General features: G+C 44.1%; 22 protein-coding genes. 17 read left to right on the forward strand and 5 right to left on the reverse strand.

Features of this window, described 5'->3' with window-relative positions; translation table 11 throughout:
* Nucleotides 1–18: 18 nt before the first annotated feature.
* The 6 genes from D3H55_RS13765 (at nucleotide 19) to nikC (ending at nucleotide 7,836) form a co-directional block, all read left to right on the forward strand.
* A complete protein-coding gene (locus D3H55_RS13765; protein WP_119547573.1) occupies nucleotides 19–1,767 on the forward strand; it encodes an ABC transporter ATP-binding protein in 1,749 nt (582 codons plus the stop codon).
* A gap of 396 nt (nucleotides 1,768–2,163) precedes the next feature.
* Nucleotides 2,164–3,180, forward strand: coding sequence for an ABC transporter ATP-binding protein (locus D3H55_RS13770; RefSeq protein ID WP_119547575.1), 1,017 nt, complete (start codon nucleotides 2,164–2,166; stop codon nucleotides 3,178–3,180).
* Complete coding sequence (locus D3H55_RS13775) at nucleotides 3,155–4,132, forward strand: ABC transporter ATP-binding protein (RefSeq protein WP_119547577.1); 978 nt, start codon at nucleotides 3,155–3,157, stop codon at nucleotides 4,130–4,132. The genes D3H55_RS13770 and D3H55_RS13775 overlap by 26 nt, the downstream gene beginning before the upstream one ends.
* Before the next feature lie 36 nt (nucleotides 4,133–4,168).
* Nucleotides 4,169–5,767 carry an ABC transporter substrate-binding protein gene (locus D3H55_RS13780; RefSeq protein WP_240628580.1) on the forward strand — a complete coding sequence of 533 codons (1,599 nt, stop codon included), beginning with the start codon at nucleotides 4,169–4,171 and terminating at the stop codon, nucleotides 5,765–5,767.
* Nucleotides 5,768–5,919: 152 nt separating this feature from the next.
* Complete coding sequence (locus D3H55_RS13785; protein WP_119547579.1) at nucleotides 5,920–6,924, forward strand: ABC transporter permease; 1,005 nt, start codon at nucleotides 5,920–5,922, stop codon at nucleotides 6,922–6,924.
* Nucleotides 6,925–6,939: 15 nt separating this feature from the next.
* Nucleotides 6,940–7,836 carry a nickel transporter permease gene (gene nikC / locus D3H55_RS13790; protein ID WP_119547581.1) on the forward strand — a complete coding sequence of 299 codons (897 nt, stop codon included), beginning with the start codon at nucleotides 6,940–6,942 and terminating at the stop codon, nucleotides 7,834–7,836.
* A 32-nt stretch (nucleotides 7,837–7,868) separates the two neighbouring features.
* Here the strand turns inward: nikC and D3H55_RS13795 are convergent, their stop codons facing one another.
* Complete coding sequence (locus tag D3H55_RS13795; protein WP_338067945.1) at nucleotides 7,869–8,990, reverse strand: FUSC family protein; 1,122 nt, start codon at nucleotides 8,988–8,990, stop codon at nucleotides 7,869–7,871.
* Nucleotides 8,991–9,157: 167 nt separating this feature from the next.
* On the opposite strand from D3H55_RS13795, the gene D3H55_RS24320 reads away from it, so the two are divergent.
* Nucleotides 9,158–9,340 carry a hypothetical protein gene (locus D3H55_RS24320; RefSeq protein WP_168413089.1) on the forward strand — a complete coding sequence of 61 codons (183 nt, stop codon included), beginning with the start codon at nucleotides 9,158–9,160 and terminating at the stop codon, nucleotides 9,338–9,340.
* 150 nt (nucleotides 9,341–9,490) lie between these two features.
* Here D3H55_RS24320 and D3H55_RS13800 read toward each other — a convergent pair whose 3' ends face one another.
* Together D3H55_RS13800 and D3H55_RS13805 are read right to left on the reverse strand one after the other, a co-directional pair.
* Nucleotides 9,491–14,038 carry a glutamate synthase-related protein gene (locus D3H55_RS13800; protein ID WP_420808753.1) on the reverse strand — a complete coding sequence of 1,516 codons (4,548 nt, stop codon included), beginning with the start codon at nucleotides 14,036–14,038 and terminating at the stop codon, nucleotides 9,491–9,493.
* 141 nt (nucleotides 14,039–14,179) lie between these two features.
* The gene (locus tag D3H55_RS13805; RefSeq protein ID WP_119547585.1) at nucleotides 14,180–15,475 is read right to left on the reverse strand and encodes a glutamate-1-semialdehyde 2,1-aminomutase; all 1,296 of its coding nucleotides are present in this window, start codon (nucleotides 15,473–15,475) and stop codon (nucleotides 14,180–14,182) included.
* 158 nt (nucleotides 15,476–15,633) lie between these two features.
* Here D3H55_RS13805 and D3H55_RS13810 point away from each other — a divergent pair, with 158 nt between their 5' ends.
* Genes D3H55_RS13810 through D3H55_RS13820 form a run of 3 tightly spaced genes read left to right on the forward strand, consistent with a single transcriptional unit; the run spans nucleotide 15,634 to nucleotide 18,271 of the window.
* Complete coding sequence (locus tag D3H55_RS13810; protein ID WP_119547587.1) at nucleotides 15,634–16,677, forward strand: ABC transporter ATP-binding protein; 1,044 nt, start codon at nucleotides 15,634–15,636, stop codon at nucleotides 16,675–16,677.
* A gap of 13 nt (nucleotides 16,678–16,690) precedes the next feature.
* Complete coding sequence (locus D3H55_RS13815; protein WP_119547589.1) at nucleotides 16,691–17,482, forward strand: ABC transporter permease; 792 nt, start codon at nucleotides 16,691–16,693, stop codon at nucleotides 17,480–17,482.
* Between the two features lie 3 nt (nucleotides 17,483–17,485).
* Nucleotides 17,486–18,271, forward strand: coding sequence for an ABC transporter permease (locus D3H55_RS13820; protein ID WP_119547590.1), 786 nt, complete (start codon nucleotides 17,486–17,488; stop codon nucleotides 18,269–18,271).
* A gap of 66 nt (nucleotides 18,272–18,337) precedes the next feature.
* Here D3H55_RS13820 and D3H55_RS13825 read toward each other — a convergent pair whose 3' ends face one another.
* On the reverse strand, nucleotides 18,338–18,568 hold the full coding sequence (locus D3H55_RS13825; RefSeq protein WP_119547592.1) for a hypothetical protein: 231 nt from the start codon (nucleotides 18,566–18,568) through the stop codon (nucleotides 18,338–18,340).
* Nucleotides 18,569–18,711: 143 nt separating this feature from the next.
* Here D3H55_RS13825 and D3H55_RS13830 point away from each other — a divergent pair, with 143 nt between their 5' ends.
* The 6 genes from D3H55_RS13830 (at nucleotide 18,712) to perR (ending at nucleotide 22,491) form a co-directional block, all read left to right on the forward strand.
* Nucleotides 18,712–19,149 (forward strand): ion channel, encoded by a 438-nt coding sequence (locus tag D3H55_RS13830; protein ID WP_119547594.1) that lies wholly within the window; start codon nucleotides 18,712–18,714, stop codon nucleotides 19,147–19,149.
* Between the two features lie 55 nt (nucleotides 19,150–19,204).
* Nucleotides 19,205–19,675 (forward strand): thioredoxin-dependent thiol peroxidase, encoded by a 471-nt coding sequence (gene bcp, locus D3H55_RS13835; protein WP_119547596.1) that lies wholly within the window; start codon nucleotides 19,205–19,207, stop codon nucleotides 19,673–19,675.
* Nucleotides 19,676–19,868: 193 nt separating this feature from the next.
* Nucleotides 19,869–20,339 (forward strand): hypothetical protein, encoded by a 471-nt coding sequence (locus D3H55_RS13840; RefSeq protein WP_119547598.1) that lies wholly within the window; start codon nucleotides 19,869–19,871, stop codon nucleotides 20,337–20,339.
* A gap of 115 nt (nucleotides 20,340–20,454) precedes the next feature.
* Nucleotides 20,455–21,405, forward strand: coding sequence for a D-2-hydroxyacid dehydrogenase (locus tag D3H55_RS13845; RefSeq protein ID WP_119547600.1), 951 nt, complete (start codon nucleotides 20,455–20,457; stop codon nucleotides 21,403–21,405).
* 3 nt (nucleotides 21,406–21,408) lie between these two features.
* Complete coding sequence (locus D3H55_RS13850) at nucleotides 21,409–21,963, forward strand: cob(I)yrinic acid a,c-diamide adenosyltransferase (RefSeq protein ID WP_119547626.1); 555 nt, start codon at nucleotides 21,409–21,411, stop codon at nucleotides 21,961–21,963.
* A 90-nt stretch (nucleotides 21,964–22,053) separates the two neighbouring features.
* Nucleotides 22,054–22,491 carry a peroxide-responsive transcriptional repressor PerR gene (gene perR, locus D3H55_RS13855; RefSeq protein ID WP_136035709.1) on the forward strand — a complete coding sequence of 146 codons (438 nt, stop codon included), beginning with the start codon at nucleotides 22,054–22,056 and terminating at the stop codon, nucleotides 22,489–22,491.
* Between the two features lie 35 nt (nucleotides 22,492–22,526).
* Here perR and D3H55_RS13860 read toward each other — a convergent pair whose 3' ends face one another.
* The gene (locus D3H55_RS13860) at nucleotides 22,527–22,889 is read right to left on the reverse strand and encodes a YgzB family protein (RefSeq protein ID WP_119547604.1); all 363 of its coding nucleotides are present in this window, start codon (nucleotides 22,887–22,889) and stop codon (nucleotides 22,527–22,529) included.
* Between the two features lie 152 nt (nucleotides 22,890–23,041).
* Here D3H55_RS13860 and D3H55_RS13865 point away from each other — a divergent pair, with 152 nt between their 5' ends.
* On the forward strand, nucleotides 23,042–23,917 hold the full coding sequence (locus D3H55_RS13865; RefSeq protein ID WP_119547606.1) for a nucleotidyltransferase-like protein: 876 nt from the start codon (nucleotides 23,042–23,044) through the stop codon (nucleotides 23,915–23,917).
* The last annotated feature ends 293 nt before the right edge of the window (nucleotides 23,918–24,210 follow it).

The following is a 24,210-nucleotide window of genomic DNA, read 5'->3' on the forward strand; positions in this document are numbered from 1 at the left end:
CGAGAGGAGGATGAATGGATGGACAGTATTAAACGTTTTATGCAGTTTGTTAAACCTTATAAACTGCAGATAATCGGTACACTTTTAATTGGTATCATAAAATTTGCAATCCCTTTGCTGATCCCTATACTGATTCAGTATGTTATAGATGATATTGTGGGAAGCAACACACTTTCCGGCGGGGAAAAGACGGAAAAGCTCCTATGGATAATGGGTGTCATGATTTTTATTTTCGTTATTGTCCGCCCGCCCGTGGAATATTACAGACAGTATTTCGCTCAATGGACAGGCAGTAAGATTTTATATGATTTAAGGGATAAATTATTCAGCCATACACAGAAGCTGAGCTTCAAATATTATTCAAACACCAGGGCGGGAGAAGTCATTTCAAGAGTAATCAACGATGTGGAACAGACAAAGAACTTTGTCATTACGGGGTTGATGAATCTCTGGCTGGACGTGGCGACCATCATTATTGCTCTTGCGATTATGTTTACATATGATGTGGGTCTTACGCTTGTATCGTTGATCGCCTTCCCGTTTTATGCGATTTCTGTGAAGTATTTTTTCGGCAACCTGCGAAAACTGACCAGGGACCGCTCCCAGGCACTTGCAGAAGTCCAAAGTTACCTTCATGAAAGAGTGCAAGGGATGTCCGTAATCAAAAGCTTCGCTATGGAAGGCCATGAACAAAAGCAATTCAGGGGGCACAACAGCCACTTCCTGGATAAGGCACTAGTACAGACCAGCTGGAATGCAAAGGCGTTTGCCGTCGTTAATACGATAACGGATATCGCTCCGCTGATAGTCATCGGCTATGCAGGGCTGCAAGTAATCAATGATAACCTGACCATAGGGGTAATGGCAGCGTTCATAGCTTATGTAGACAGACTCTATAATCCTCTGAGAAGGCTTGTCAACTCTTCCACAACGCTTACTCAGTCCATTGCTTCCATGGACAGGGTCTTCGAATTCATGGATGAGAAATATGATATCGATGATGAGCCGGGGGCTGTAGAATGCAGAAATGTTAAAGGTGAACTTGTCTTTGATGGAGTGCACTTTCAGTATAATGCCGAAGATGAAGAAGTTCTCCGTGACATCAACTTAAAGATCCCGGCAGGAGAGACCGTAGCGCTTGTCGGTATGAGCGGCGGAGGAAAATCCTCGCTTGTCAGCCTGATTCCCCGGTTCTATGATGTCACCCGTGGAAAAATCACACTGGATGGCAGAAACATCAAGGAATATCAGGTCAGAAGCTTGAGGAACAATATTGGTATGGTTCTCCAGGATAATATTCTGTTCAGTGAGTCGGTCAAGGAAAATATCCTGTTTGGTAAGCCGGATGCTTCTGATGAAGAGGTCGTTTCTGCTGCCAAGGCAGCCAATGCGCACGACTTTATCATGAGTCTGCCGCAAGGGTACGATACCAAAGTCGGCGAGCGGGGTGTGAAGCTCTCCGGAGGCCAGAAGCAAAGGGTTGCAATTGCGAGGGTATTTTTGAAAAATCCGCCGATCTTAATTCTGGATGAAGCGACATCCGCCCTCGATCTTGAAAGTGAGCACCTCATTCAGGAAGCGATGGAGAAATTGGCCAAGGATCGGACTACTTTCATTGTAGCGCACAGGTTGTCCACCATCACCCACGCGGACCGCATCATTCACATTGAATATGGCGAAATAGCTGAAATTGGAAGCCATTCCGAGCTGATGGAAAAACAGGGCCATTATTATAAGCTGTTTCAAGTACAACAGCTTGACCAATGATCCGGGAACGGTCATCATACATTTGCACTAAATTTTGATCATGTTAGAAATACCAAAGAAATACAGATATATTATTTTAATGAAGTATAATTAGAAATTACGGAGCTGGATCAAAATCGATCCAGCTCTTTTTCTATGAAATAAAGAGCGAAATAACGCTTTTTTTGTCGGAAATCTTATATTTAATATCCTATTCCATCAACAGGAGAACTTTTCACTCCTGAAAGCTCCTGAAACAAAAGATTCTACGTAGGAGTAAATGACTATAGAGCGGCTTTCTATCTACTAATTGTTCAAAGGCTATTGATTCTTTCGAGAGGCAATGTATAATAAATTACAAGACATTTCAGAAATGTTATAAAATTTTAAATAGTCTTTCTTAGGGGGGTTATAGAGATGACAGCAAATACTCCTATTTTAAAAGTGGAAGAGCTCCAGACCACTTTTTTTACAGATGACGGAGAAGTACCTGCAGTGGACCAGGTTAACTTTCATGTGAATGAAGGAGAAATTTTGGGGATTGTCGGTGAGTCCGGCTGTGGAAAAAGCGTTACGTCTTTATCAATTATGGGACTGGTGCCAAGTCCTCCTGGAAAAATAACAGGCGGTAAAATCCTGTTCAAAGATGAAGATCTGACAAAGGCAACTGAAAAACGAATGAGAGAAATACGCGGAAATGATATAGCTATGATTTTTCAGGAGCCGATGACTTCCCTGAACCCGGTCTTTACGATTGGCAACCAGCTCACGGAAGCCATCAGAATACATAAAAAAAACAGTAAAGCAGAAGCAAGGAAAGATGCAGTCAGGATCATGCAGCTGGTCGGGCTGCCAAGAGCAGACGAACTGCTGAATGAATATCCTCATCAGCTTTCAGGCGGGATGAGGCAAAGGGTCATGATTGCCATGGCGATGGCCTGCGACCCGAAAGTATTGATTGCCGACGAACCTACAACGGCTCTGGATGTGACGATCCAGGCCCAGATCCTTAAATTGATGAAACAGCTCAATAAAGAAATGAATACAGCCGTAATCCTGATCACTCACGATCTTGGCGTCGTTGCGGAGACTTGTGAGAGGCTGATCGTGATGTATTCAGGAAAAGTGGTTGAAGAAGGAACGGTGGAGGACATTTTCAATGACCCTAAGCATCCTTATACAAAGGGGCTTATACAATCCGTCCCTGACATGCGGTATAAGAAGCAGAAGCTATATTCCATTCCGGGAAGTGTTCCGAAACCAGGATCGATCAAGCACGGATGCCGGTTTGCAGCCAGATGTGAGTTCGCTTTTGACCGCTGTATAAGCGAAACACCTGAACTCTATGAAACAGCACCCGGCCATACAAGCCGCTGCTTTTTATATGACAGCAAGGAGGAGATGGCGAATGACAGAACCGCTGTTAAAGGTTGAAGGGCTCAAGAAGCACTTTCCGATCACAGGAGGGATTATGGGGCGGCCGGTCAATCATGTTAAGGCTGTTGACGGCGTGTCATTTCAGGTGAGAAAAGGGGAAACCCTTGGAATTGTCGGAGAAAGCGGCTGCGGGAAGTCAACCACCGGCAGAATGCTGATGAGATTAATAGACCCTTCTGAAGGAAAGGTCACTTTTGAAGATAAAGAGCTTACGAGTCTTTCAAAGGCAGACATGAGGAAAATCCGCAGGGATATCCAGATGGTCTTCCAGGATCCATATGCTTCGCTTAATCCCAGGCATACAGTTGAAAGAATTCTGGAAGAACCTTTGATTGTGCATGGGATGGGATCCGCGAAGGAAAGAAAGAAGAAGGTCCATGAGCTTTTGGAGATTGTGGGTTTGAGCAGCTATCATGCAAAACGCTATCCCCACCAGTTCAGCGGCGGGCAGAGACAGAGGATCGGCATAGCCAGGGCGCTGATGACCCAGCCTAAGCTGATCATAGCCGATGAACCCGTCTCTGCGCTGGATGTGTCTATTCAAGCACAGGTCCTTAACTTGATGAAAGAGCTTCAGGAAGAGTTTGATCTGACCTATATATTTATCGCTCATGACTTAGGTGTCGTTAGGCATATAAGTGATAGGGTGGGCGTCATGTATCTGGGGAAGATGGTAGAGCTGAGTGAAAGTGAAAATCTGTATGTTGAACCGCTCCACCCATATACCCAGGCTTTATTATCAGCGGTTCCGATTCCGGATCCGGCTTTCGAAAGGGATACAATCCTTCTGCAGGGTGATATCCCGAGTCCTTCGAATCCGCCGTCAGGCTGTGCTTTCCACACGAGATGTCCACATGCAATGGACGTGTGCAGAAGCAAGACGCCTGAATTCAAGGAACATTTACCAGGGCATTATGTTGCTTGCCATCTCTATGAAGACAGCAAGTGACGTAAGCATATATAAAAATTATTGGAGGGGATTTATTTGAAGAGAAGGAGCTGGGCAGTACTTTTAGTGCTTCTGATGGCAGTTTCCACCGCGCTTTATGGCTGTGGTTCTGACGAGGGGTCAGGAGGTGACGACTCTGCTTCAAAAACATTGATTTTTGGACGCGGAGGTGACTCGGTAGGGCTCGATCCAATCACTGTAACAGATGGTGAGTCTTTCAAAGTCACAAAGAACATATTTGAAACACTTGTTAAGTTCGGAGAGCAGGATACAGAAGTTCAAGCTGGCCTTGCTAAAGAATGGGATGTTTCTGAAGATGGATTGACATATACATTCACACTGCAGGACGGAGTCAAGTTCCAGGACGGAACAGACTTCAACGCAGATGCTGTGGTATTCAACTTTGAACGCTGGATGAATGGTTCTGCAGATGAATTTCCTTACTATGGATCCATGTTTGGCGGATTTAAAGCTGACGAAGGCCATGTAATCAAGGAAGTGAAGGCCGTCGATGAAGGAACAGTAGAAATCACATTGAAGCGTCCTCAAGCACCTTTCTTGAAGAACCTTGCAATGAGCCCGTTCTCCATGGCAAGTCCGGAAGCGGTTGAATCCCTTGGCGATAAGTTTGCAAAACAGCCTACGGATGCCGGTACCGGACCATTTAAATTCGTTGAATGGAAAGAAAATGACAAAATCGTCCTTGAAAAAAATGAAGACTACTGGCAAGAAGACCTGCCGAAACTTGACCAGGTCATCTTCAAGTCCATCCCTGAGAACTCAGCGCGTTTGAATGCCCTGATTTCAGGTGAAATCGACTTGGCAGACGGGATCAATCCTAGTGATGCAGAAAAAATCACTTCGGATGAGAACCTGCAATTATTCGAACGCCCATCGTTAAACGTTGGCTATCTGGGATTGACGTCTACAAGAGAACCATTTAACAATCCTAAAGTGCGCCAGGCCCTTAATCACGCAGTAAACAAACAGGCAATCATCGATGCGTTCTTCGAAGGGAAAGCAGAACCGGCTAAGAACCCGATGCCTTCAGTAATCAATGGATATAACGATGATATTGAACCATACGAATTCGATCTTGATAAAGCAAAAGAATTGCTTGCAGAAGCAGGCTACCCTGATGGATTTGAAATGGAGCTTTGGGCAATGCCGGTTCCACGCCCATATATGCCGGATGGCCAAAAAGTAGCTGAGGCAATACAGGCAGACTTTGCTAAAATCGGGGTAAAAGCGGAAATCGTATCATTTGAGTGGGCAACATACCTGGACAAAGCCAGCAAAGGTGAAGCTGATGCATTCCTTCTAGGCTGGACAGGTGATAACGGAGATGCGGATAACTTCCTTTACACTCTACTTGATAAGGATAATATCGGAAGCAACAACTACTCTTATTACAGCAGCGATGAGCTTCATGAAGTTCTGATCGAAGCTCAGTCGGAAGTCGATGAAGATAAGCGTTCCGAGCTTTATAAGCAGGCTCAGGAAATCATTCATGAAGATGCTCCTTGGGTGCCTTTGGCTCACTCAACACCGCTATTGGCAGGAAGCTCTAAGATCAAGAATTTCAAACCGCATCCAACTGGCTCTGACTTGTTGAGCGGCGTAGAAATCGAATAAAGAAAGAACAAAGGGGGGATTTCTCGGATTTCTCCCTTTTGTACATATTTTATGAGTTTACGGGGGAGCCAGGGCAATCAAAACCAAGGCTTACCTCCGATTCAAGAATGCGGCAGCAAGATTTTATGCCTTACTAAAAGAGGTGACCAATAATGTTTCAATATACGATTCGCAGATTACTGCAGCTTATCCCGGTCTTATTCGGAATGACTTTTATCGTTTTTATGATAATCAGGGCAATTCCTGGTGACCCGGCTCAAACCATTCTCGGTCAGCAGGCAACAAAAGAGGCCGTGGCGGCGCTAAGAGATCAGCTTGGATTGGACAATCCATGGTATGTTCAGTATTTTCACTATTTAGCAGGGCTTTTCCAAGGTGACCTTGGGGAATCCATCAGAACGAAATCAGCTGTTTCAAGTGAGATTTGGCCTTATCTTGCAGCTACCTTTGAATTGGCTTTAGTGGCCATGATCATCGCGGTGGTCATAGGTGTCAATGCAGGAATCATAAGCGCTTGGTTTCAAAATTCCTGGTTTGATTATACGGCTATGATCCTTGCATTGGTCGGAGTGTCTGTTCCAATCTTCTGGCTTGGATTGATGGGGCAATGGGTGTTTGGAATCCAACTTGAAATCCTTCCGACTACTGGAAGGGAGAACATAAGAAATCCAGTGGATGCGATAACGAATCTCTATTTACTCGATACTCTGATTCAAGGTGATTTCCAGAAGTTCGGAGCTGTCCTCAGGCATTTGATCCTTCCGGGACTTGCACTTGCAACCATTCCTATGGCCATCATTGCAAGGATGACACGTTCAAGCATGCTCGAAGTTATGAAATCAGATTATATCAGGACAGCAAGGGCAAAAGGGCTGAAGATGTTCCTTGTTGTTTATAAGCATTCATTAAAAAATGCAGTAATACCAGTACTGACGGTCATCGGACTGCAAATGGGCCTTTTGCTCGGAGGAGCCATTCTGACGGAAACCATTTTCGGTTGGCCGGGAATCGGAAGATATATATTTGATGCCATAGGGTACCGTGATTACCCTGTAATCCAATCCGGGATCCTGGTAGTGGCAGCTATTTTTGTAACAATCAACCTTATTGTCGATCTTCTGTACGCAGCAGTCGATCCTCGAATCAAATACAATTAAAGAGAGGTGTCCATCATGGCAGAACTGGCACCAAACACAGGTGAAATAAAACAAAAAGCTTCAGAAGAAACCATCTCTCCATGGAAAGAAGCATGGAAAAGTTTTCGTCGCAACAAGACTGCATTGGTTGGCTCGGGGATCGTGCTATTCTTTATCATCCTTGCTGTTGCGGGTCCTCTTATAGCTCCACAGGGCATCAATGAACAGAATCTGGATGCCCGGCTCCAAGCGCCTTCTGCAGATTATTGGCTTGGGACGGATGACTTTGGGAGGGACATTCTATCCAGGATTATCCATGGTGCAAGGATTTCACTAACGGTAGGATTCTTTGCGGTTATCGGTTCAGCAATCGTAGGAAGCTTGTTAGGGATCGTCGCCGGCTATTATGGAAGATGGGTGGATACCATCATTTCCAGGTTCTTTGATATCCTGCTGGCTTTTCCAAGCATCCTGCTCGCGATTGCAGTAGTTGCAGCATTGGGTCCCTCGCTGCGAAATGCCTTGATTGCCATTGCGATTATCAATATACCGAATTTTGGACGGTTAATCAGGTCACGGGTATTAAGTGTTAAACAGGAAGAGTATGTTATGGCTGCAAAGGCGATCGGGATGAGTGACAAAAGGATTCTTTTCAGTCATGTACTGCCCAACAGTATGGCGCCAATCATCGTTCAGGGGACGCTGGCCATTGCGACAGCAATCCTGGAAGCGGCAGCACTTGGGTTCTTGGGACTTGGAGCTCAGCCGCCTGATCCCGAGTGGGGAAAAATGCTTTCAGACGCCCGCAGATACATGCTCGATGCTCCATGGACCATGATATTCCCAGGTCTGGCCATCATGCTGACCGTGTTGGGATTCAATCTCATGGGTGATGGTCTAAGGGATGCACTTGATCCAAAAATGAAGAATTAAAAAAAGATGCCCGCCGAGGCATCTTTTTTCTGTCAATCTTCCGTATCTTTGACCGTTATTTCATTTTCTTCCTTATGATAGGATTGGAAGCTGGTAATCAATGTATCAAGGTGCTCTAGCTGTTCATCATATTCAAAAATCGCAGAGAAAATATGAAGGATATGAAAGGTGTTGATATCATTTTCATTATACGATTTATTGATTTCATCCATAAACAGATTCATCATTTCTTTTCTGTTTAAACAAACGGTATTGGTATACTCCTTCTCCGTTACTGTATGCATTTTGCCGATAAAGCGAAGAAGCTGCTGTTCATGAAAAGTCAAAAGGCAGTCCAACTGCTCTGTAATGGAGCTTCTTAAGTTTTCCGGAAGCTGATTAATTTCATTTTCATACCGGTTAAGGCGCTTGAGGATTTCGAAACTTCTTCTGGCAGAGGAGATCATTTGCCTGTATATGACCAGTTTCCTGCTTTTTGCAATGTCGCTTGTTTTTAAGTAATTGCGCTCTTCTTTGTATAATAAATAGAGCTGCTCACTTTTGGTCAATCTTTCCCTGATTTTCTCAAAATCTTTCTTTAACAGATGAAAATCAGACGAATGCCTGTTGCTCAGGCGGATCCACTTCAAAATTTCCTCGGTAACATCTTCAATCTTGTGATACAGCTTTGTCTCATATTTCGGAGGGATAAAGATCAAGTTGACTACAAAAGAAGCAAATACCCCAGTCATGATTGTGGAGAACCTGATCAATGAAAACTGTATAAAATCTTCCTGCGGCGCTTCCATTATGGCAATGAGCGTCACAAGAGCAAGTCCGATGGTATTCTCGATCTTGAGTTTTAAGATAATGATCAAAGCAATGATTGCTGCCAGCCCGACGACCAATATGTTATGGCCAAATAATAAAACAAGTACAACAGCAAGAATGGCTCCAACCAGATTGCCTTGGATTTGCTCAATGATAGTAAGATAAGAGCGGTAAATGGTTGGCTGGACGGCAAATACTGCCGCAATCCCGGCGAAAACCGGATTTGGAAAGTTAAGCATGTCTGCTGCAAGCAGGGCGAGTACAATTGCGATCCCGGTCTTGAAAATACGGGCACCTAACTTCATTTTATAAATATCCTTTCCATAGTACTTATTTTGTATCATTCATGGTGGTTAAAATACAAATAGACTATATTGTAGATTTAACACAAAGGAAAAAGGTTAAACAATTTCCTTTTGCATAGACCTTATTTTACTGATTAGGTTGGAAAAAGGGAATAGGGAATTTCCTCTGTCATAAACAAAGGCTGTTTTCGCACTCATTGTTGCTTTTGGGAAAATCCCAAGAGCCGGATTTCTCCCCTGTATTCCAAGGTCTTTCACTCGAAAAAGGGAGAGTAGCTCTTTTCCTTCTTGTTTACAGGGGTTTTTTCGGTAAATTACCAGAATATTATTTGAAAAATAAATTAAATAGCAACAAAGTTTACGAAAAGAGCCTAAACAAAAAAGGCTGATCCGGATTACAATCCAACATCAGCCTTTTCTCATAGCAATAATTAAGCGGCATCAGAAAGCATGATGACCTGCAGCAAGCGCAGTCCCATCAATGAAAAAGGAGTGTGCGGGTTACTTATGCTGCTGTTTCTGTGCATGCGATTCTCTGATTACTCGGTTGAAACCGATGGGTCTGCCTGCTCTTTCGATGGAATGACCTGAAGGAAATGCTCATCAGGAGATTCCAGGAGGTTTCTCAAGTTTTCTGCTTCTTGAGGCTGCTCATTCTCAAGCACCTGGATGTAGTTTGCCAAAAGCTCAGTTACATCTTGTCGCCCTTGTTCATTCAATGGCTGCAGCTGTACTTTGGCTCCCTTGGCGATCCTTCTTTTCAATGCCTCTTGGGTCAGTCCCATTTCAGGCTGATGGCGAAGGTAGACGACACCGCCGGTCATTCCAGCACAAATCCATGGGCCGGGGTCACCGAGAACAATTCCGCGGCCATTTGTCATATACTCAAAGGCGAATCCCTTGATATTGGCATTTGCCCCGATATTGCCATATTCCTTTGACGGGATAGGTTTTGTGACAAGACCGCCGATGATCATATCAGCACCTGACAGCCTGATTCCGGCCCGTGCATCAGCATTTCCTTGTACCATCAAGAGGCCATGCTGAGCACCATAGCCAAAACCTTTACCGGCAGAACCATTAAAAAAGAGATTGTCTTTCGTCTTCCCTTTTGTAACGATGATGCTTCCTCCGTAACTGGATTTGCCAAGGCCGTCCTGAGCGCCTCCGCTTACGGAAATATTGATGCCTTCAACGTTATATGCCCCAAGGCCGTTACCTGGAATGGAGCAATCTTTATAAGCAAGCTGGACAGGTTTCAATTCAGACTGGAGGTCTTGCAATTTAGAACGAACCCGGTATCCGGAAGCACGGCTTCCCAGCACACGCTGATTGGAAATCACTCCCGAGAATTCCCGTGAAAGGTGCAGTTCCTCAACGCTGCTGTCAAGATATTCTCCTGCTACAGCCTGCAATACTTTCGGCTGCTCAAGCGAGGCGGCGGCTTCTTTTTGGAATTGTCCGATTTCCAGCGGCTGCAAAAGGGTGGCCAAGTTCATAAATTCCTTGCCGCTGGCCTGTTCCAGTAAATCCGAACGCCCGACTGCATCTTGAAGTCGCTGGATTCCCAGGGAAGCAGCCAAGGCTTTCAATTCTTCTCCAAAAGCAGTGAAGAGGTTTGTCAGGCCGGATACAGCAAGGTCCAATTGTCTTGGTACAAAGCGGCGGAGGCCGTGGTCCTTGGCCTGGGCTTCAGATTCGATCTGAGTGGCGATACCTACATGGCAGGTGTCGAGGTGGCAGCCTCTGCATGTCGTGCAGCCAATCGCAATCATGGAGAGTGTACCAAATCCGATTCTATTGGCACCAAGAAGCATGACCTTCATGACATCCTGCATGCTTTTGATCCCTCCGTCCGCCCATATCTCCACTGTATCCCTTAAACCTGCTTCAAGCAGGGCGTTATGGGCCGCCTTCACTCCTATTTCGACGGGGAGCCCCACATGCTGGAGGGCATGAATCCTTGCTGCCCCGGTACCGCCGTCGAAACCGCTCAGTGTAACAATGTCAGCGCCCGCCTTGGCAATCCCGACCGCAATAGTTCCGATATTTGGCACAACCGGCACTTTTACCGCGACTTTTGCTTGATCATTTGCCGTCTTTAATTCATGGATCATCTGTGCTAAATCTTCAATTGAATAAATGTCATGGTTATTCGATGGCGAAATCAAATCCGATCCAATGGTGGCATTACGAGCCTGCGCAATTTTTGCTGTTACCTTGGATCCGGGAAGGTGTCCGCCTTCACCTGGCTTTGCTCCTTGGCCAATCTTAATTTCAAGCAGATTGGAAGAATTCAGTAGCTCTGCATTGACCCCGAATCGGCCGGATGCAATTTGCTGGCCGCGTGTTTTAGGGTATTTACCAATCATATCTTTAATTTCTCCGCCTTCTCCATTCAAGCTGACCATGTTCAGGCGGTCTGCCGCTTCTGCATAGGCCCTGAAGGCAATTTCGTTCTGAGATCCGAAAGACATCGATGCGATTGCAAAAGGAAGACTGTGGTCCCCGACGCTTATATCCACTTTAGCTGGATCAACAGGTTTGTCTGATTTCTTAAGCGAAGTCAGATGCCTGATTGTGACAGGCTTTGTTTCTTCCTGTTCGGTGATTTTTTCTCTATAGCCGGAGTAATCACCTGTCCGGGCTACATCCCCGATTGCTTTCCAAATGCGTGGAAACAGGTGGAAGCTTTTTGCGATTCTTTGTTTTTCATCGAAATAATCAGCGGCTCTTTGGATTGCATCTTTTTTCATTTCATCATAATTGAATGCAAGGCTCTTGGAACCGAAGAAATTAACAATGTTCAATCTCTCTGCAACCTCGCTGCTCAAGCCGATGGCAGAGAAGAGCCTTCCATATCCCCTGAGTTCATGGATCCCTATAGTCGATATGACTTTTTCCAGGCCTTTCTGCAGGGAAGCATATAAATTAAGGACTGGCTCACTGGTCTCTTCTTCGAGGACCGTCAAGAACATATAGTATGGGCTGATGACATCAGCGCCAAAACCGTATGCCACTATCACGTCATGGAGGGAGCGGATAGCCGCTGACCGGAGAAGCAATGAACAATCCCTTCTTAAGGATACATCTGTAAGCCTTTGATCAACGGCTGCAAGGGCAAGATGTGGATCGAGCCAAAGCCTGCCGTTATGATGGGAGTTCCCGTCATCCAATACAATCAGGCTTTTACCCGAGGCTGCAGCTGCCTGGGCTTCGTCTGCCAATCTATCTAAAGCCTCCTGAATCGTTTCTTCTTCTGTGAAGGTGATAGATATAAAGTGACAGAGATTTTCTTCCTGAAAAAGATTTACAAGTGCGTCATAGCTTGGCTGCTGTAATGTCTCTGATACCTGCCAGCCGGCTTTTCCTTCTATTACAAGAGGAGTGAGCAGCTCGACAGCAAGCTGCCGTTCTGTTTTCAAGTTGTAGTGCGGCCTTTTTCCTATGATCGTTCTGGTAGAGAAGTGCTCCGTTTCCCGGTCTCTGTCAATCGCGGGATTCGTAACAACCGCAACGCTTTCTTTAATGAAATCCGTGACATTTTTACGGTTGGGATTGATGGCTGCAAGAGGTGAATCGTGTCCAAGTGAACGGATTGGTTCGGCACCTTTTTCAGCCATTTGTTCTACCAGTTGAACCTGTTCCCTTTCCCAGCCGAAAGCGTTATATTGTCCGTTTTCAATGCTTGTTGGGTAATTCATCAGGATATGTTTCGGCAGATTTAGCGTTTCAAGCCTGTATTTATAGCCTTTAAAATTGATCCGGTCTTCAAAGCGATGGTAAACTTCGCTTTGGAAGTCAGGATACTCAAATTTTTTGATTCTATCATTCTCCCAGGAGAATCCAACTTTTTCGCCGGGGGAGAGAGGCTTTGGATCTGCGGTGAATTCAGATGACTGGATGATTCCCGGTTCAGAAGCAAATACATAGGCGCTTTCAATCTCAAGCATCCACAGCGGACGGAGCCCCAGCGAGTCAACACTGAAGACAGCCTCGTCACCAAATCTTGAGACGATGCCTGCAGGTCCTTGGGCGAAATGCCCCCATGTCTCCCTTAAATAGGTGTAGAGGTCCTGAAGATGTCCCGGATACTGTTTGATTTCATTGATGATAGGAGGAAACACGAGTTCCATGGCTTCAAAAAGGGAGTAGCCGTCCCTTCCGATCAAGGTTTCAATGGTTCTATTCAGATCTTGAGAATCACTTCCATTTTCCACAAGCGGTACATCTATCTTTTTTGCTTCTGCCCTTAGTTTGCTGATGGTATTGATTTCACCATTATGGCCTATTACACTGAATGGCTGGACTCTGAAAAAGTTTGATAGTGTATTGGTTGAATAGCGGTTATGGCCCAATGTCATGGTGGAGGCAGCTTTTGGGTGAGTCAGGTCTTTGTAGTAGCTCTGCAGTGAGGCTCCTGCTCCCATCACTTTATATACAGCATGGTCAGGGCTCAATGATGCGGCATGTATACCGCTGTTTTCTTCAATAGCGGCGAGCAGTTCAAATAATTGCCTGTATGTTTCGGTTTTCTCCTGATTTTCTGGAGAAAGCATGGCCACTTGCAAAAAGTGGGGATTTTCCTGAGCGGCAATCGGCCCCAATGAATCAGGTCTGGTTGAATCGAGGTCAGTCAGCAGCACGTGAAAACCAGATGCTTCGAGCTTACCGATAATTTCTTGTTCACCTTGGACTGCTGGGATTCCTTTTATGAAAAAGTGGCCGACGGTGAATCGGGGCGATAATGCTGAAGAGGGATCGATAGAAGCGGTTTCAAGTTTCTCGGACCAGACGGCTCTGGGGATGTCGATATGTATCCCGGCTCCGTCGCCTTCTCCGTTAATGAATCCAGCACGGTGATCCATGGTTACCAGGGCTTCTATACAGCGATCAATATTATCTTTAGTCGGGACTTTATTTTTCTCGATTGATGCTACAATCCCACAAGCGTCATGCGCACCGTTATGAAATTCTTTAAAGAGTTCTGGACTCCATTGAATTCTCTTTTCTTTCAATAAAAACACCTCCGCAAAGAATACAGAATATATAACGAAATATTCTGAATAATAATTCCATTTTATCATATGAATTGTCAGAATTCAATTTTTTATTCAAAATGATGGATGGTTATAGGCGCTGAAAGTGATGGTGATATTCTGTAAACGCTTTCATTATAGGGTAAAAGAAATACAAGGAGGGGATCCTCCTTGTATATAATTGCATTTTTATGCGTTTTGTAATTGTTCGAAAGCAAGATTTACCGCTTTGATGGTTTTCTCGATATCTTCTTCCGTATGAGCGGTGGTCATAAACCAGGCTTCATACTTTGATGGTGCAAGATTGATGCCCTGACGCAGCATGAGGTTGAAGAAATTTGCAAACATCTCCCCGTCAGTAGCTTCAGCCTGCTCGTAATTCTCTACCTTCTCAGTAGCGAAGTAAAGAGTAAGGGCCCCTTTCAACCGATTAATGGAGATAGGTGTATTGTACCTTTCAGCAGCTTTTAGGATGCCATCTTCCAGTTTCGCCCCAAGTTGATCCAGGCGGTCATACACACCTTCCTCTTTAAGGACTTCGAGACAGGCGATTCCTGAAAGTATCGATGCAGGGTTTCCTGCCATTGTCCCTGCCTGGTATGCAGGTCCAAGAGGTGCGACTTTCTCCATGATTTCAGCCTTTCCGCCGTAAGCCCCAATCGGAAGGCCCCCGCCGATGATTTTCCCCAAGGCTGTCAAATCGGGTTTCACACCAAGCATATCCTGTGCTCCGCCATACATGAAACGGAAGGCTGTGATAACTTCATCGTAAATGACAAGGGATCCGGCCGCATGGGAAATATCATTCACCTGTTGAAGGAAGCCTTCCTTTGGTTCCACGATACCGAAGTTACCGACAATTGGTTCAACGAGCACCCCTGCAATTTCGTCTCCCCATTTTTCCATGGCTTCTTTGAAAGGCTCAATGTCATTGAATGGAACGGTGATGACCTCATTGGCAATGCTTTTTGGGACACCGGCTGAGTCAGGTGTACCGAGTGTGGAAGGACCTGAACCAGCTGCAACAAGCACAAGGTCGGAGTGGCCGTGGTAGCAGCCTGCAAATTTGATGATTTTATCCCGGCCTGTATAAGCCCTTGCAACCCTGATCGTCGTCATGACCGCTTCAGTCCCCGAATTCACGAAGCGGACTTTATCCATGTTCGGCATCGCTTCTTTCAGCATTTCAGCAAACTTCACTTCGTATGGAGTAGGTGTACCATAGAGTACGCCATTTTCGGCAGCCCTTGTAATCGCTTGGGTAATATGCGGATGTGCATGCCCGGTGATGATAGGGCCGTATGCTGCAAGGTAATCAATGTATTGATTGCCATCCACATCCCAGAAGTAGGCACCTTTTGCTCGTTCCATGGCAACTGGTGAACCGCCACCGACAGCCTTATAAGAGCGTGAAGGACTATTGACGCCTCCAACGATGCTATCCAATGCCTTTGTATGTAAACGTTCAGAGTTGGTGAAATTCATTTTGATATAGTTCCTCCTTTACTAAATCTCTCACTCATTTTAGTACTATGCAGGGGAATGCGCAAATAAAGGGTTCATGCAGGGCAGGCATCATCTGCACTTGTTTGCAGGGCGCTGTGTTACACTATGACATGGTTTGAATTGAAGGAGGAGTATAAATGCGCAATGCTATAGAAGTACACAATTTGCGGAAAGACTTTAAAGCCTACTCCAGCCGTTCTGGTTTGAAGGGTGCTTTTCGTGATTTGTTCACCCGTAATTATAAAATCGTTTCTGCGGTTAATGATATCAGTTTTACAGTAAAGCAAGGAGAAATGGTCGGCTATATCGGGGAAAATGGTGCGGGTAAATCCACCAGTATCAAAATGCTCACCGGCATCTTGACGCCTACATCGGGCGAAGTGACGGTCAATGGCATGAATCCCCATAAAGAAAGAGAAAAGTTTGTGAAGAGTATAGGAGTCGTGTTCGGCCAGCGTTCCCAGCTGTGGTGGGATATCGCTGTCCAGGAGTCCTTCCAGCTCTTAAAAAAGGTATATAAGGTCCCTGATGAACAATATAAAGAGCATATGGGCCATGTAATTGAAACACTAGAAATTGAACCGCTCCTGGACAAGCCTGTAAGGAAACTTTCCCTTGGGCAAAGAATGAGATGCGAGCTGGCTGCAGCGCTGGTACATAATCCGCCTCTCCTATTCCTGGATGAGCCGACAATCGGACTTGATGTCCTCGTTAAGCTGAAAATCCGTCAGTTCTTAAAAGAAATCAATCAAAAATACAATACAACCATACTGCTTACAACACACGACCTTTCAGATATTGAGGCCCTTTGCGAGCGGGTTGTCATGCTTGATGAAGGCAGGATCATTTATGATGGTGCTCTTCAAAACTTGAAAACTGAATGGGGAGAGCACAAAGAAATTCAGTTCCAATTTATAGAACAAGTTTCCGTTAAAGGATTGAACAACCTTACATCAGATCTTGGGGCAGAGTGGCAGCTGGACGAGAAGGAAATGAGGTATTCAGCCATGATTGAAGCGGACGATAACAAGATTTCTGATCTGATCGGCCTTGTAGTGTCAGCTTATAAAGTAAGGGATATGAAAATCAAAGAAACGACAACGGAAGAAATCATCCGGAATATTTACGAGCAGGGAATAGTCGATATTAAACCAGCTGAAAGAGAAACAGTGAAGGTATAGGGGGGGATCGGCATTGTCTAAATATATCGAAATGATCCGGATACGGTTTTTGATGATGCTTGCATACAGGACGAATTATTACAGCGGCATCCTGATTTACAGTATTAATATCGGTGCTTACTATTTTCTATGGCAGGCGATCTACGGCGGGAAAGAGGACATCGAGGGTCTGTCCGTCATACAGATGACAACCTATATCGCTGTTGCCTGGATGGCGCGGGCCTTTTATTTTAATAATATAGATAGAGAGATAGCAGCGGAAATCAAAGAGGGGAAAGTGGCTGTCGAGTTGATCAGGCCGTACAGCTACCTTGGCATGAAAACAATGCAGGGTCTTGGGGAAGGGATTTTCAGATTATTATTTTTCTCCGTTCCCGGGATGTTTATTGTTGCTCTTGTGTTTCCGATTGAGGTGTCAGCTGACCTTTCAACCTGGCTTTTCTTTTCAATGTCTATAATATTCAGTTTTATGATAAATACACAGATCAACTTGCTGACAGGCATCACCACCTTCTTCCTGTTTAACAATGATGGATTGATCCGCGCCAAACGTGTGGTGATTGACCTGTTCTCAGGCCTTCTGCTTCCTATCAGCTTCTTTCCTGTCTGGGCACAGGGCGTAATGAAGTTTCTGCCATTTCAGAGTATCAGTTATGTACCAAGCATGATTTTCACAGAAGGGTATACAGGTTCCGAAGTATATGAAGCCCTCGGACTGCAAATTGTGTGGGTACTGATCTTATTTATCCCGATCAGTGCTTTATGGCAGCTTGCCAAAAAACAAATGATCATCCAAGGAGGGTAAGAGGTGTTCTACGTATCAATGTTCTTCAGGTATGTTTCACAATATATGAAAACAAGACTGCAATACCGGGCCGACCTTGTGGTTGAAATCCTTTCAGATCTTCTGTTCCAGGCTGTCAACCTTGTTTTCATCCTTGTCGTTTTCGGTCACACTCAATTTTTGAGCGGGTGGAACCGGGATGAAATCATTTTCATTTATGGCTTTTTCCTTATTCCCTTTGCGCTCTTTTCAACGTTTTTCAATATTTGGGATTTTAATGAGCGGTACATTGTGAAGGGGGAAATGGACAGGATTTTGACCCGGCCGATCCATAGCCTTTTTCAAGTGATATTAGAGAGGATGGAACTTGAATCCCTTTTTGGTGTGATTACAGGAATTTTAATAATGTTTTATGCAGGAAATAACCTCGGCTTATCCATCAGCTGGCTGGATCCCATCCTGTTTGTATTGTTTGTGATCGGCGGAGCCCTTGTCTATGCCGGCATCTTCATTGCCCTTGCAAGTATCGGTTTCTGGTCGGATGCAAAAACGTCAATCATGCCGATGATGTACAATATCGGAAATTACGGCAGATATCCTGTCGATATTTATAATAATGTCATCCGTTTCGTCCTAACCTGGATACTGCCATTTGCCTTTGTAGGTGTATATCCGGCTGCCTATTTCCTTGGCAAGGAAGAGTGGTATATATTTTCTTATATAACCCCCTTGATAGGTGCAGTATTTTTCACGCTTTCCTTTATTATGTGGAATGAAGGTGTGAAAAGATACCGGGGGGCAGGTAACTAGAAACCAGAAGAGAAATGACTATAGGTTATTCGTGAATTTCTGACAGGAGTTTCAATTTGTATATTCTTAAGGGTTCTTTGAAAATCTTTCAATAGTGTCTTTAAAAGGGCATTCAAGTACATCACCAAAGAGAAACGCCGGCGAAAGTGTCTTGAAAAGAAATTTGAAGGACATCAACCGCAGAGTTTCTGCAAGACTGTCCTGGATAAGTTGAAAAGGTATTAATACGCCAGGCATTTCCCGAAAATATCTAAACAGCTTGAGCAAAAGTAAAATAGATACTTGAATCATCTCCAAAACAAAACCTCCCGAAAATCAAGACCTTTCCACTTGATTTTCGGGAGGTTTATTCATTCTTTAATGTGTTTGCTGCAGGTAATTAAACATTTTTTTCTTCAATTCTACGTAAGAATGAATAGACAAGCTCTGGAAGAAGGATGATGACAGTGGCATATACTTTGATAACCGCGATTGCGATATGCATGATCATGAGTTTGAGGACATTATTCTTTCCCTCTAAATGGAGGGAAAAGCATCTTTCGATTAAAAACTTTCTGCTGCTGGGGATCTCCTACCTCGTGTTGATGATTGGTTTTGGCCTTGTTTACGTTCTTCTGGAGGTGGAAGGGGTTGACTTGCTGGTGGAAGAGGGGGAAGTCATTCAAGGAGATTTCCTCGACCATCTATTCACCTGCTTATATTTCAGCGGTGTCACGCTTTTTTCTGTGGGATACGGAGATGTAACGCCTATAGGAATCGGGAGGGGGATTGCGCTTGTGGAATCATGGCTGGGATATACAATCCCTGCCGCCTTTGTCATCAAAACATTTTTTGTGGATGGCCATAGAGATAGACCTCCATGGAAGTCAAACGGTTGAGGCTTCCCGGCATTTTGGGTAAGCTAAAAGTAATCAAATGTTAGGAGGAGAAGTAATGACAGTTGAAGCAGGCAAGAAGGCACCGCAATTTGAACTTGAAGCAAGCAATGGGGAGACCGTGAAACTTTCAGATTACAAAGGGAAATATGTAGTGCTATATTTTTATCCGAAAGATATGACCCCGGGATGCACTACAGAAGCGTGCGATTTCCGGGATCAGCATCAACAATTTGCCGAAGTGGATGCAGTGATACTTGGAGTGAGTCCAGACCCAAAGGACAGGCATGAAAAGTTTGTTGAAAAGCATGGGCTCCCATTCCTCCTTCTTGTGGATGAAGATCATAAAATCGCCGGGGAATACGGAGTCTGGAAGCTGAAGAAGAATTTCGGGAAGGAATATATGGGGATTGAAAGGTCCACATTCATCATTGACAAAGAAGGGAACATTGCAAAGGAGTGGAGGAAAGTAAAGGTGAAAGGCCATGTGGAGGAAGCTTTGGAGTATATAAAAGAGAATCTGAAGTAATGCCTATTTTTACAAAGAGGAGGCTTTTGTCCATTCACTTTCCTTTCATTTACATAGATTAAAGTAGGGCATACCTCCTCAAATAAGTCTCGGAACTTTAACGGCTGCAGCGTGCAGCCGTTCTTTTTGTATTTCGATGAATTCACTAAATCGCCGGTCCGGCATAATATATCGCAAAATAGGAGGTGCCCAGATGAAAATAAATACAACAGTTCATGCCGAGAATGCGGCAGAGACAAAGGAGTTCGTTTGTGAAATTGAAAATCTTAAACAAGAGAATGAAATCTTAAAAGCCGAGCTGGAAGAACTTAAATTGGCTAACCAGCTTCTTCAGGAGCGTCTAAGTTCACATAAAGGAACTGATCATCCCATTGGAATCCTTGATGACTTCGCTGTAGTCCTGCAGGGGTTGCTGCCGCTTAATTCAGAAGATGACAATGAGGAGGGGGTCAGTCTTTTTGGCCTTATAGAAAAAGCAGAGTCTGAATTAGCGGGACATTTGCACACGGATGGCAATCCAGGAAGCAGATATGTAAGTGAATTCCTGGGGCAGCTATGGGAAGAAGGCGAAAAAGCAGGCGGGGAGGATAAAAAACTCTCAAGTTGCAATGAGAGCACATCTGAAGACAAAGAAAAAAGGGAAGGTACAAAAGGGTTTGACTGAAACAGGAAGATCCAGGACATCCTGGATCTTTCTTTAAGAATCATTACAATAGGAAATCAAAAATGTAAATGATAAAATGTTCTTACAGAAGCACCCTTGAAGCAGAGGTGAAGTGATGAAGATATTATTTACATTCCAGCCGCCTGAAGAAATGAAAATGAAATGGGCTGCGGCCTTTCCGGCCTGTGACTTTCAATTCTATGAGGGGATTCAGTCAGCAGGGAAATCATTGGCTGAGGCAGAAGTAATTGTGACATACGGGGAAGACCTGAATGAAGAACATATCTTAAAGGCAGAGCAGCTGCGCTGGGTCATGGTCATGTCAGCAGGTTTGGAATTGATGCCCCTTAAGATGTTAAAGGAAAAAGAGATTTTAATTACAAATGTAAAAGGAATTCATGCTATCCCGATGGCTGAGTTCGTGTTAGGGCTGATGCTTCAGTATGCCAAACAGTTCCCAAGAATAATGAAAGATATTGACCAGGGGATCTGGCACAGGGAAATACCCGGGCTGGAACTGGCTGGACAAGCTTTGCTTATACTTGGCGCAGGTGCAATCGGAAGTGAAATAGCCAGACTGGGCAAAGCCTTCAGGATGAATGTCTTGGGAATCAATACGAGTGGCAGGAAAGCAGAGAACTTTGATAGCATGTACCAGATGGATAACCTTGAAGGTGCACTGGGAGAAGCTGATTACGTCATCTCTGTTCTCCCCAGTACGGACTATACAAGGGGGTTGCTGGGAAAAGAGCATTTTCAATGTATGAAAACCTCAGCAGTCTTCATAAATATAGGCAGAGGGGACTTGTTCAAGAGCACGGTCCTGGTAGAAGCCCTTGAAAATAACGAAATTGCTCACGCATTTCTTGATGTCTTTGAAACTGAACCCCTTGAAAGTGTCCATCCTTATTGGAACATGGAGAAAGTCACGATAACTCCTCACCTCTCAAGCAGAACAAAGGAATACCTACCGCGTTCTGCGGCAATTTTTGAAGAGAACTTAAAAAGCTATATGAATAATGGAGTAAATTATATTAACGAAATTGACTTGGAAAGAGGGTATTAAGTGATGAAGATCTATACAAAAACAGGGGATAAAGGTACCACATCCCTGGTGTACGGACAGCGTGTTTCAAAGGCGGACAGGAGAGTGGAAGCCTATGGCACGTGTGATGAAGCGAATTCTCTAATCGGGCTTGGGTTAAGCTATATTAAGAATGAATATTTTGAGGGACGGGATGAATTCGAAACAGTCTTTCATAAGATCCAGACGACTTTGTTTCATGTAGGGGCAGAACTGGCAACCCCCGCAGGAAAGGAGGTCAAATGGAAAGTGACTAAAGAAGATGTGGATGAGCTTGAAGCAACCATCGATAAGTGGGATTCCGCATTGACACCACTATCCAATTTCATCCTGCCGGGTGGCCATCCTGCCGGAGCAGCGCTGCATACTGCAAGAACAGTGGTCCGAAGGGCGGAGAGGGAAGCTGTAAGCATCGATGAGGAAATCAATCCGCTTGTCCTGTCTTACTTGAACCGCCTTTCTGATTTTTTGTTTGTGGCAGCAAGGTATATTAATAACCAGCTTGGTGAAAAAGAGTTGAATCTTCACGAAGGCAAATAAAGTGATTAATTGACAAAACAGGCAGTTCGTTAGTACACTAATTATAAACATTATAAAGTAAGAATCTTTATGGAATAGAGGTGCATGACGATGTCAGATGTCCAATTGAAGGAAGCGATCGACACGCTGAAGGAAACCGGAGTCCGTATTACTCCCCAACGTCATGCGATTTTGGAATACTTGATACATTCTATGGCGCACCCAACTGCTGATGATATCTATAAAGCATTAGAAGGTAAGTTCCCGAATATGAGTGTAGCGACAGTCTATAATAACCTGAGGGTTTTCAGGGAAGTGGGGCTTGTGAAAGAATTGACCTATGGAGACGCATCCAGCCGCTTCGATTATGTGACCACAGACCACTATCACGTAATTTGCGATGAATGCGGAAAAATAGTTGATTTCCACTATCCGGGACTGGACGAAGTCGAACAGCTGGCTTCACATGTCACTGGTTTCAAAGTTCGCAATCACCGAATGGAGATATACGGAACCTGCGATAATTGCAGTATGAATAAAGAACATTAAAAAAAAGAATTGCCGGTCCGGCAATTCTTTTTTGTTTATTTAGAACGGGCGTCACCCTTCTTATTATAATCTTCGTTGAAATCTTTACCTTCAAGGCCCTTGTCCAATGTTAACGGTTCGTTGCAATACATGCACATATCGACACGACCGAGAACTTTGGTCGGTTTTCCGCAATTGGGGCAAACCACCTGGACGGCTTTTGTGGACAGCATTCCGATCCAGAAGTATACTACAGTACTTCCAATGATGGCCAGCAACCCGAGAAGCATAAAGATGGTCATAACAATAGGATGTTCTCTAAAGAAAATTCCGCCATACATAATGATAAAGCCAATAAAAATTAGACTTAATGCAAATGTGCGGATTTTATTGATTTTACTGGAATATTTTTTCGCCATTATTGTCCCTCCTACAAAAATACTATACCATATTTATTTGGGAATGAGTTGCGTCTATTTAAGATTGTCGAAATTTGACTGCATTAGAGGGAGGATATTTTTTCTTGCCGTCGAAATAGTAATCCTAATGAAAGTAAGTGGAGGAATCATAAATGGAAGATATTTTACGACCCATATATCAAGAAAGGGCCAGCCAGCCAAATACATTGGGAGTTCTGATGATTGATCAGCGCCAAAAAGCAAGCCCGCTGACAGACACGTTTGATATAGTTTTACTCATTATAGTGAAGGAATCGGAAACGCCTGTTTACATCAAGCATTATTCATATGAACAGCAAAAGGCCGCCTTGCATATTGTAAGTGAGGAAAAGCTGAAAGAATGGATGCTGCTCGGCACTAATAGAAAAATCGTTGAATGGCTGTTCAATGGAAAGATTATTTTTGACAGGAACGAATACATCAGTAATTTAAAAACGGAATTGAGGGACTTCCCATTCTATGGAAGGAAGATCAAAATCGGGCTTGAATTCTCCAAGCTCATAAGAAGGTATCTGGATGGAAAGGCGTTTTTTGAAAACAGGCATTACCTTGATGCATATAACCATGTAGTCCATTCCCTTCATCACCTTGCCCGTCTGGCGGTGATCGAGAATGGCTTCCACCCTGAGGTAACCGTATGGAATCAGGTTAAACAAATTGAACCTGAAATTTTTAAACTCTATGAGGAACTGATCAACAGTGAGGAAAATCTTGAAAAAAGGCTGGAACTTTTATTCCTGGCAAGTGAATTCCTGATCCATTCCAGACTGAAGATAGGTTCGGAGCACTTGATCAGTATAATGGCTGAAAAAGATCAATGGAGTTTTAATGAGCTTCAGGAACAGGAAGAAGTCATACCTTATTCAGTAGATTTAAGTGTTCTTATCGAGTATCTGTCTGAAAAAAACATATTGGAAACAGTCAATGTGGAAACCAAAGGACATGGGCTTTACCATAGATATTACAGAGTTCCAAAAAAGTTATATTAAAATATCATAAATCTGTTGACTTCGGTTTGGATCCTTGTTATATTAATAAACGTCGCTGCTGAACGAAATAATATTTTTTGGTTGGCAGCGACTGAGTTTCACAAATAACACCCTGAAAAATCTTTCAAAAAACTTTCAAAAAGTTATTGACTGGATAACAAAGAGGTGTTAAGATAATAAAGTCGCCAAAAATGAGCGGCGAACGATTGAACCTTGAAAACTGAACAAAACAAGACAAAACGTCAACGTTAATTCTAGTAAGAACTTTGGTTCTTAAAAGTTGCTAACACTTA

The sequence above is a fragment of the Bacillus salacetis genome, assembly GCF_003581585.1.
Lineage (GTDB): Bacteria > Bacillota > Bacilli > Bacillales > Bacillaceae_B > Rossellomorea > Rossellomorea salacetis.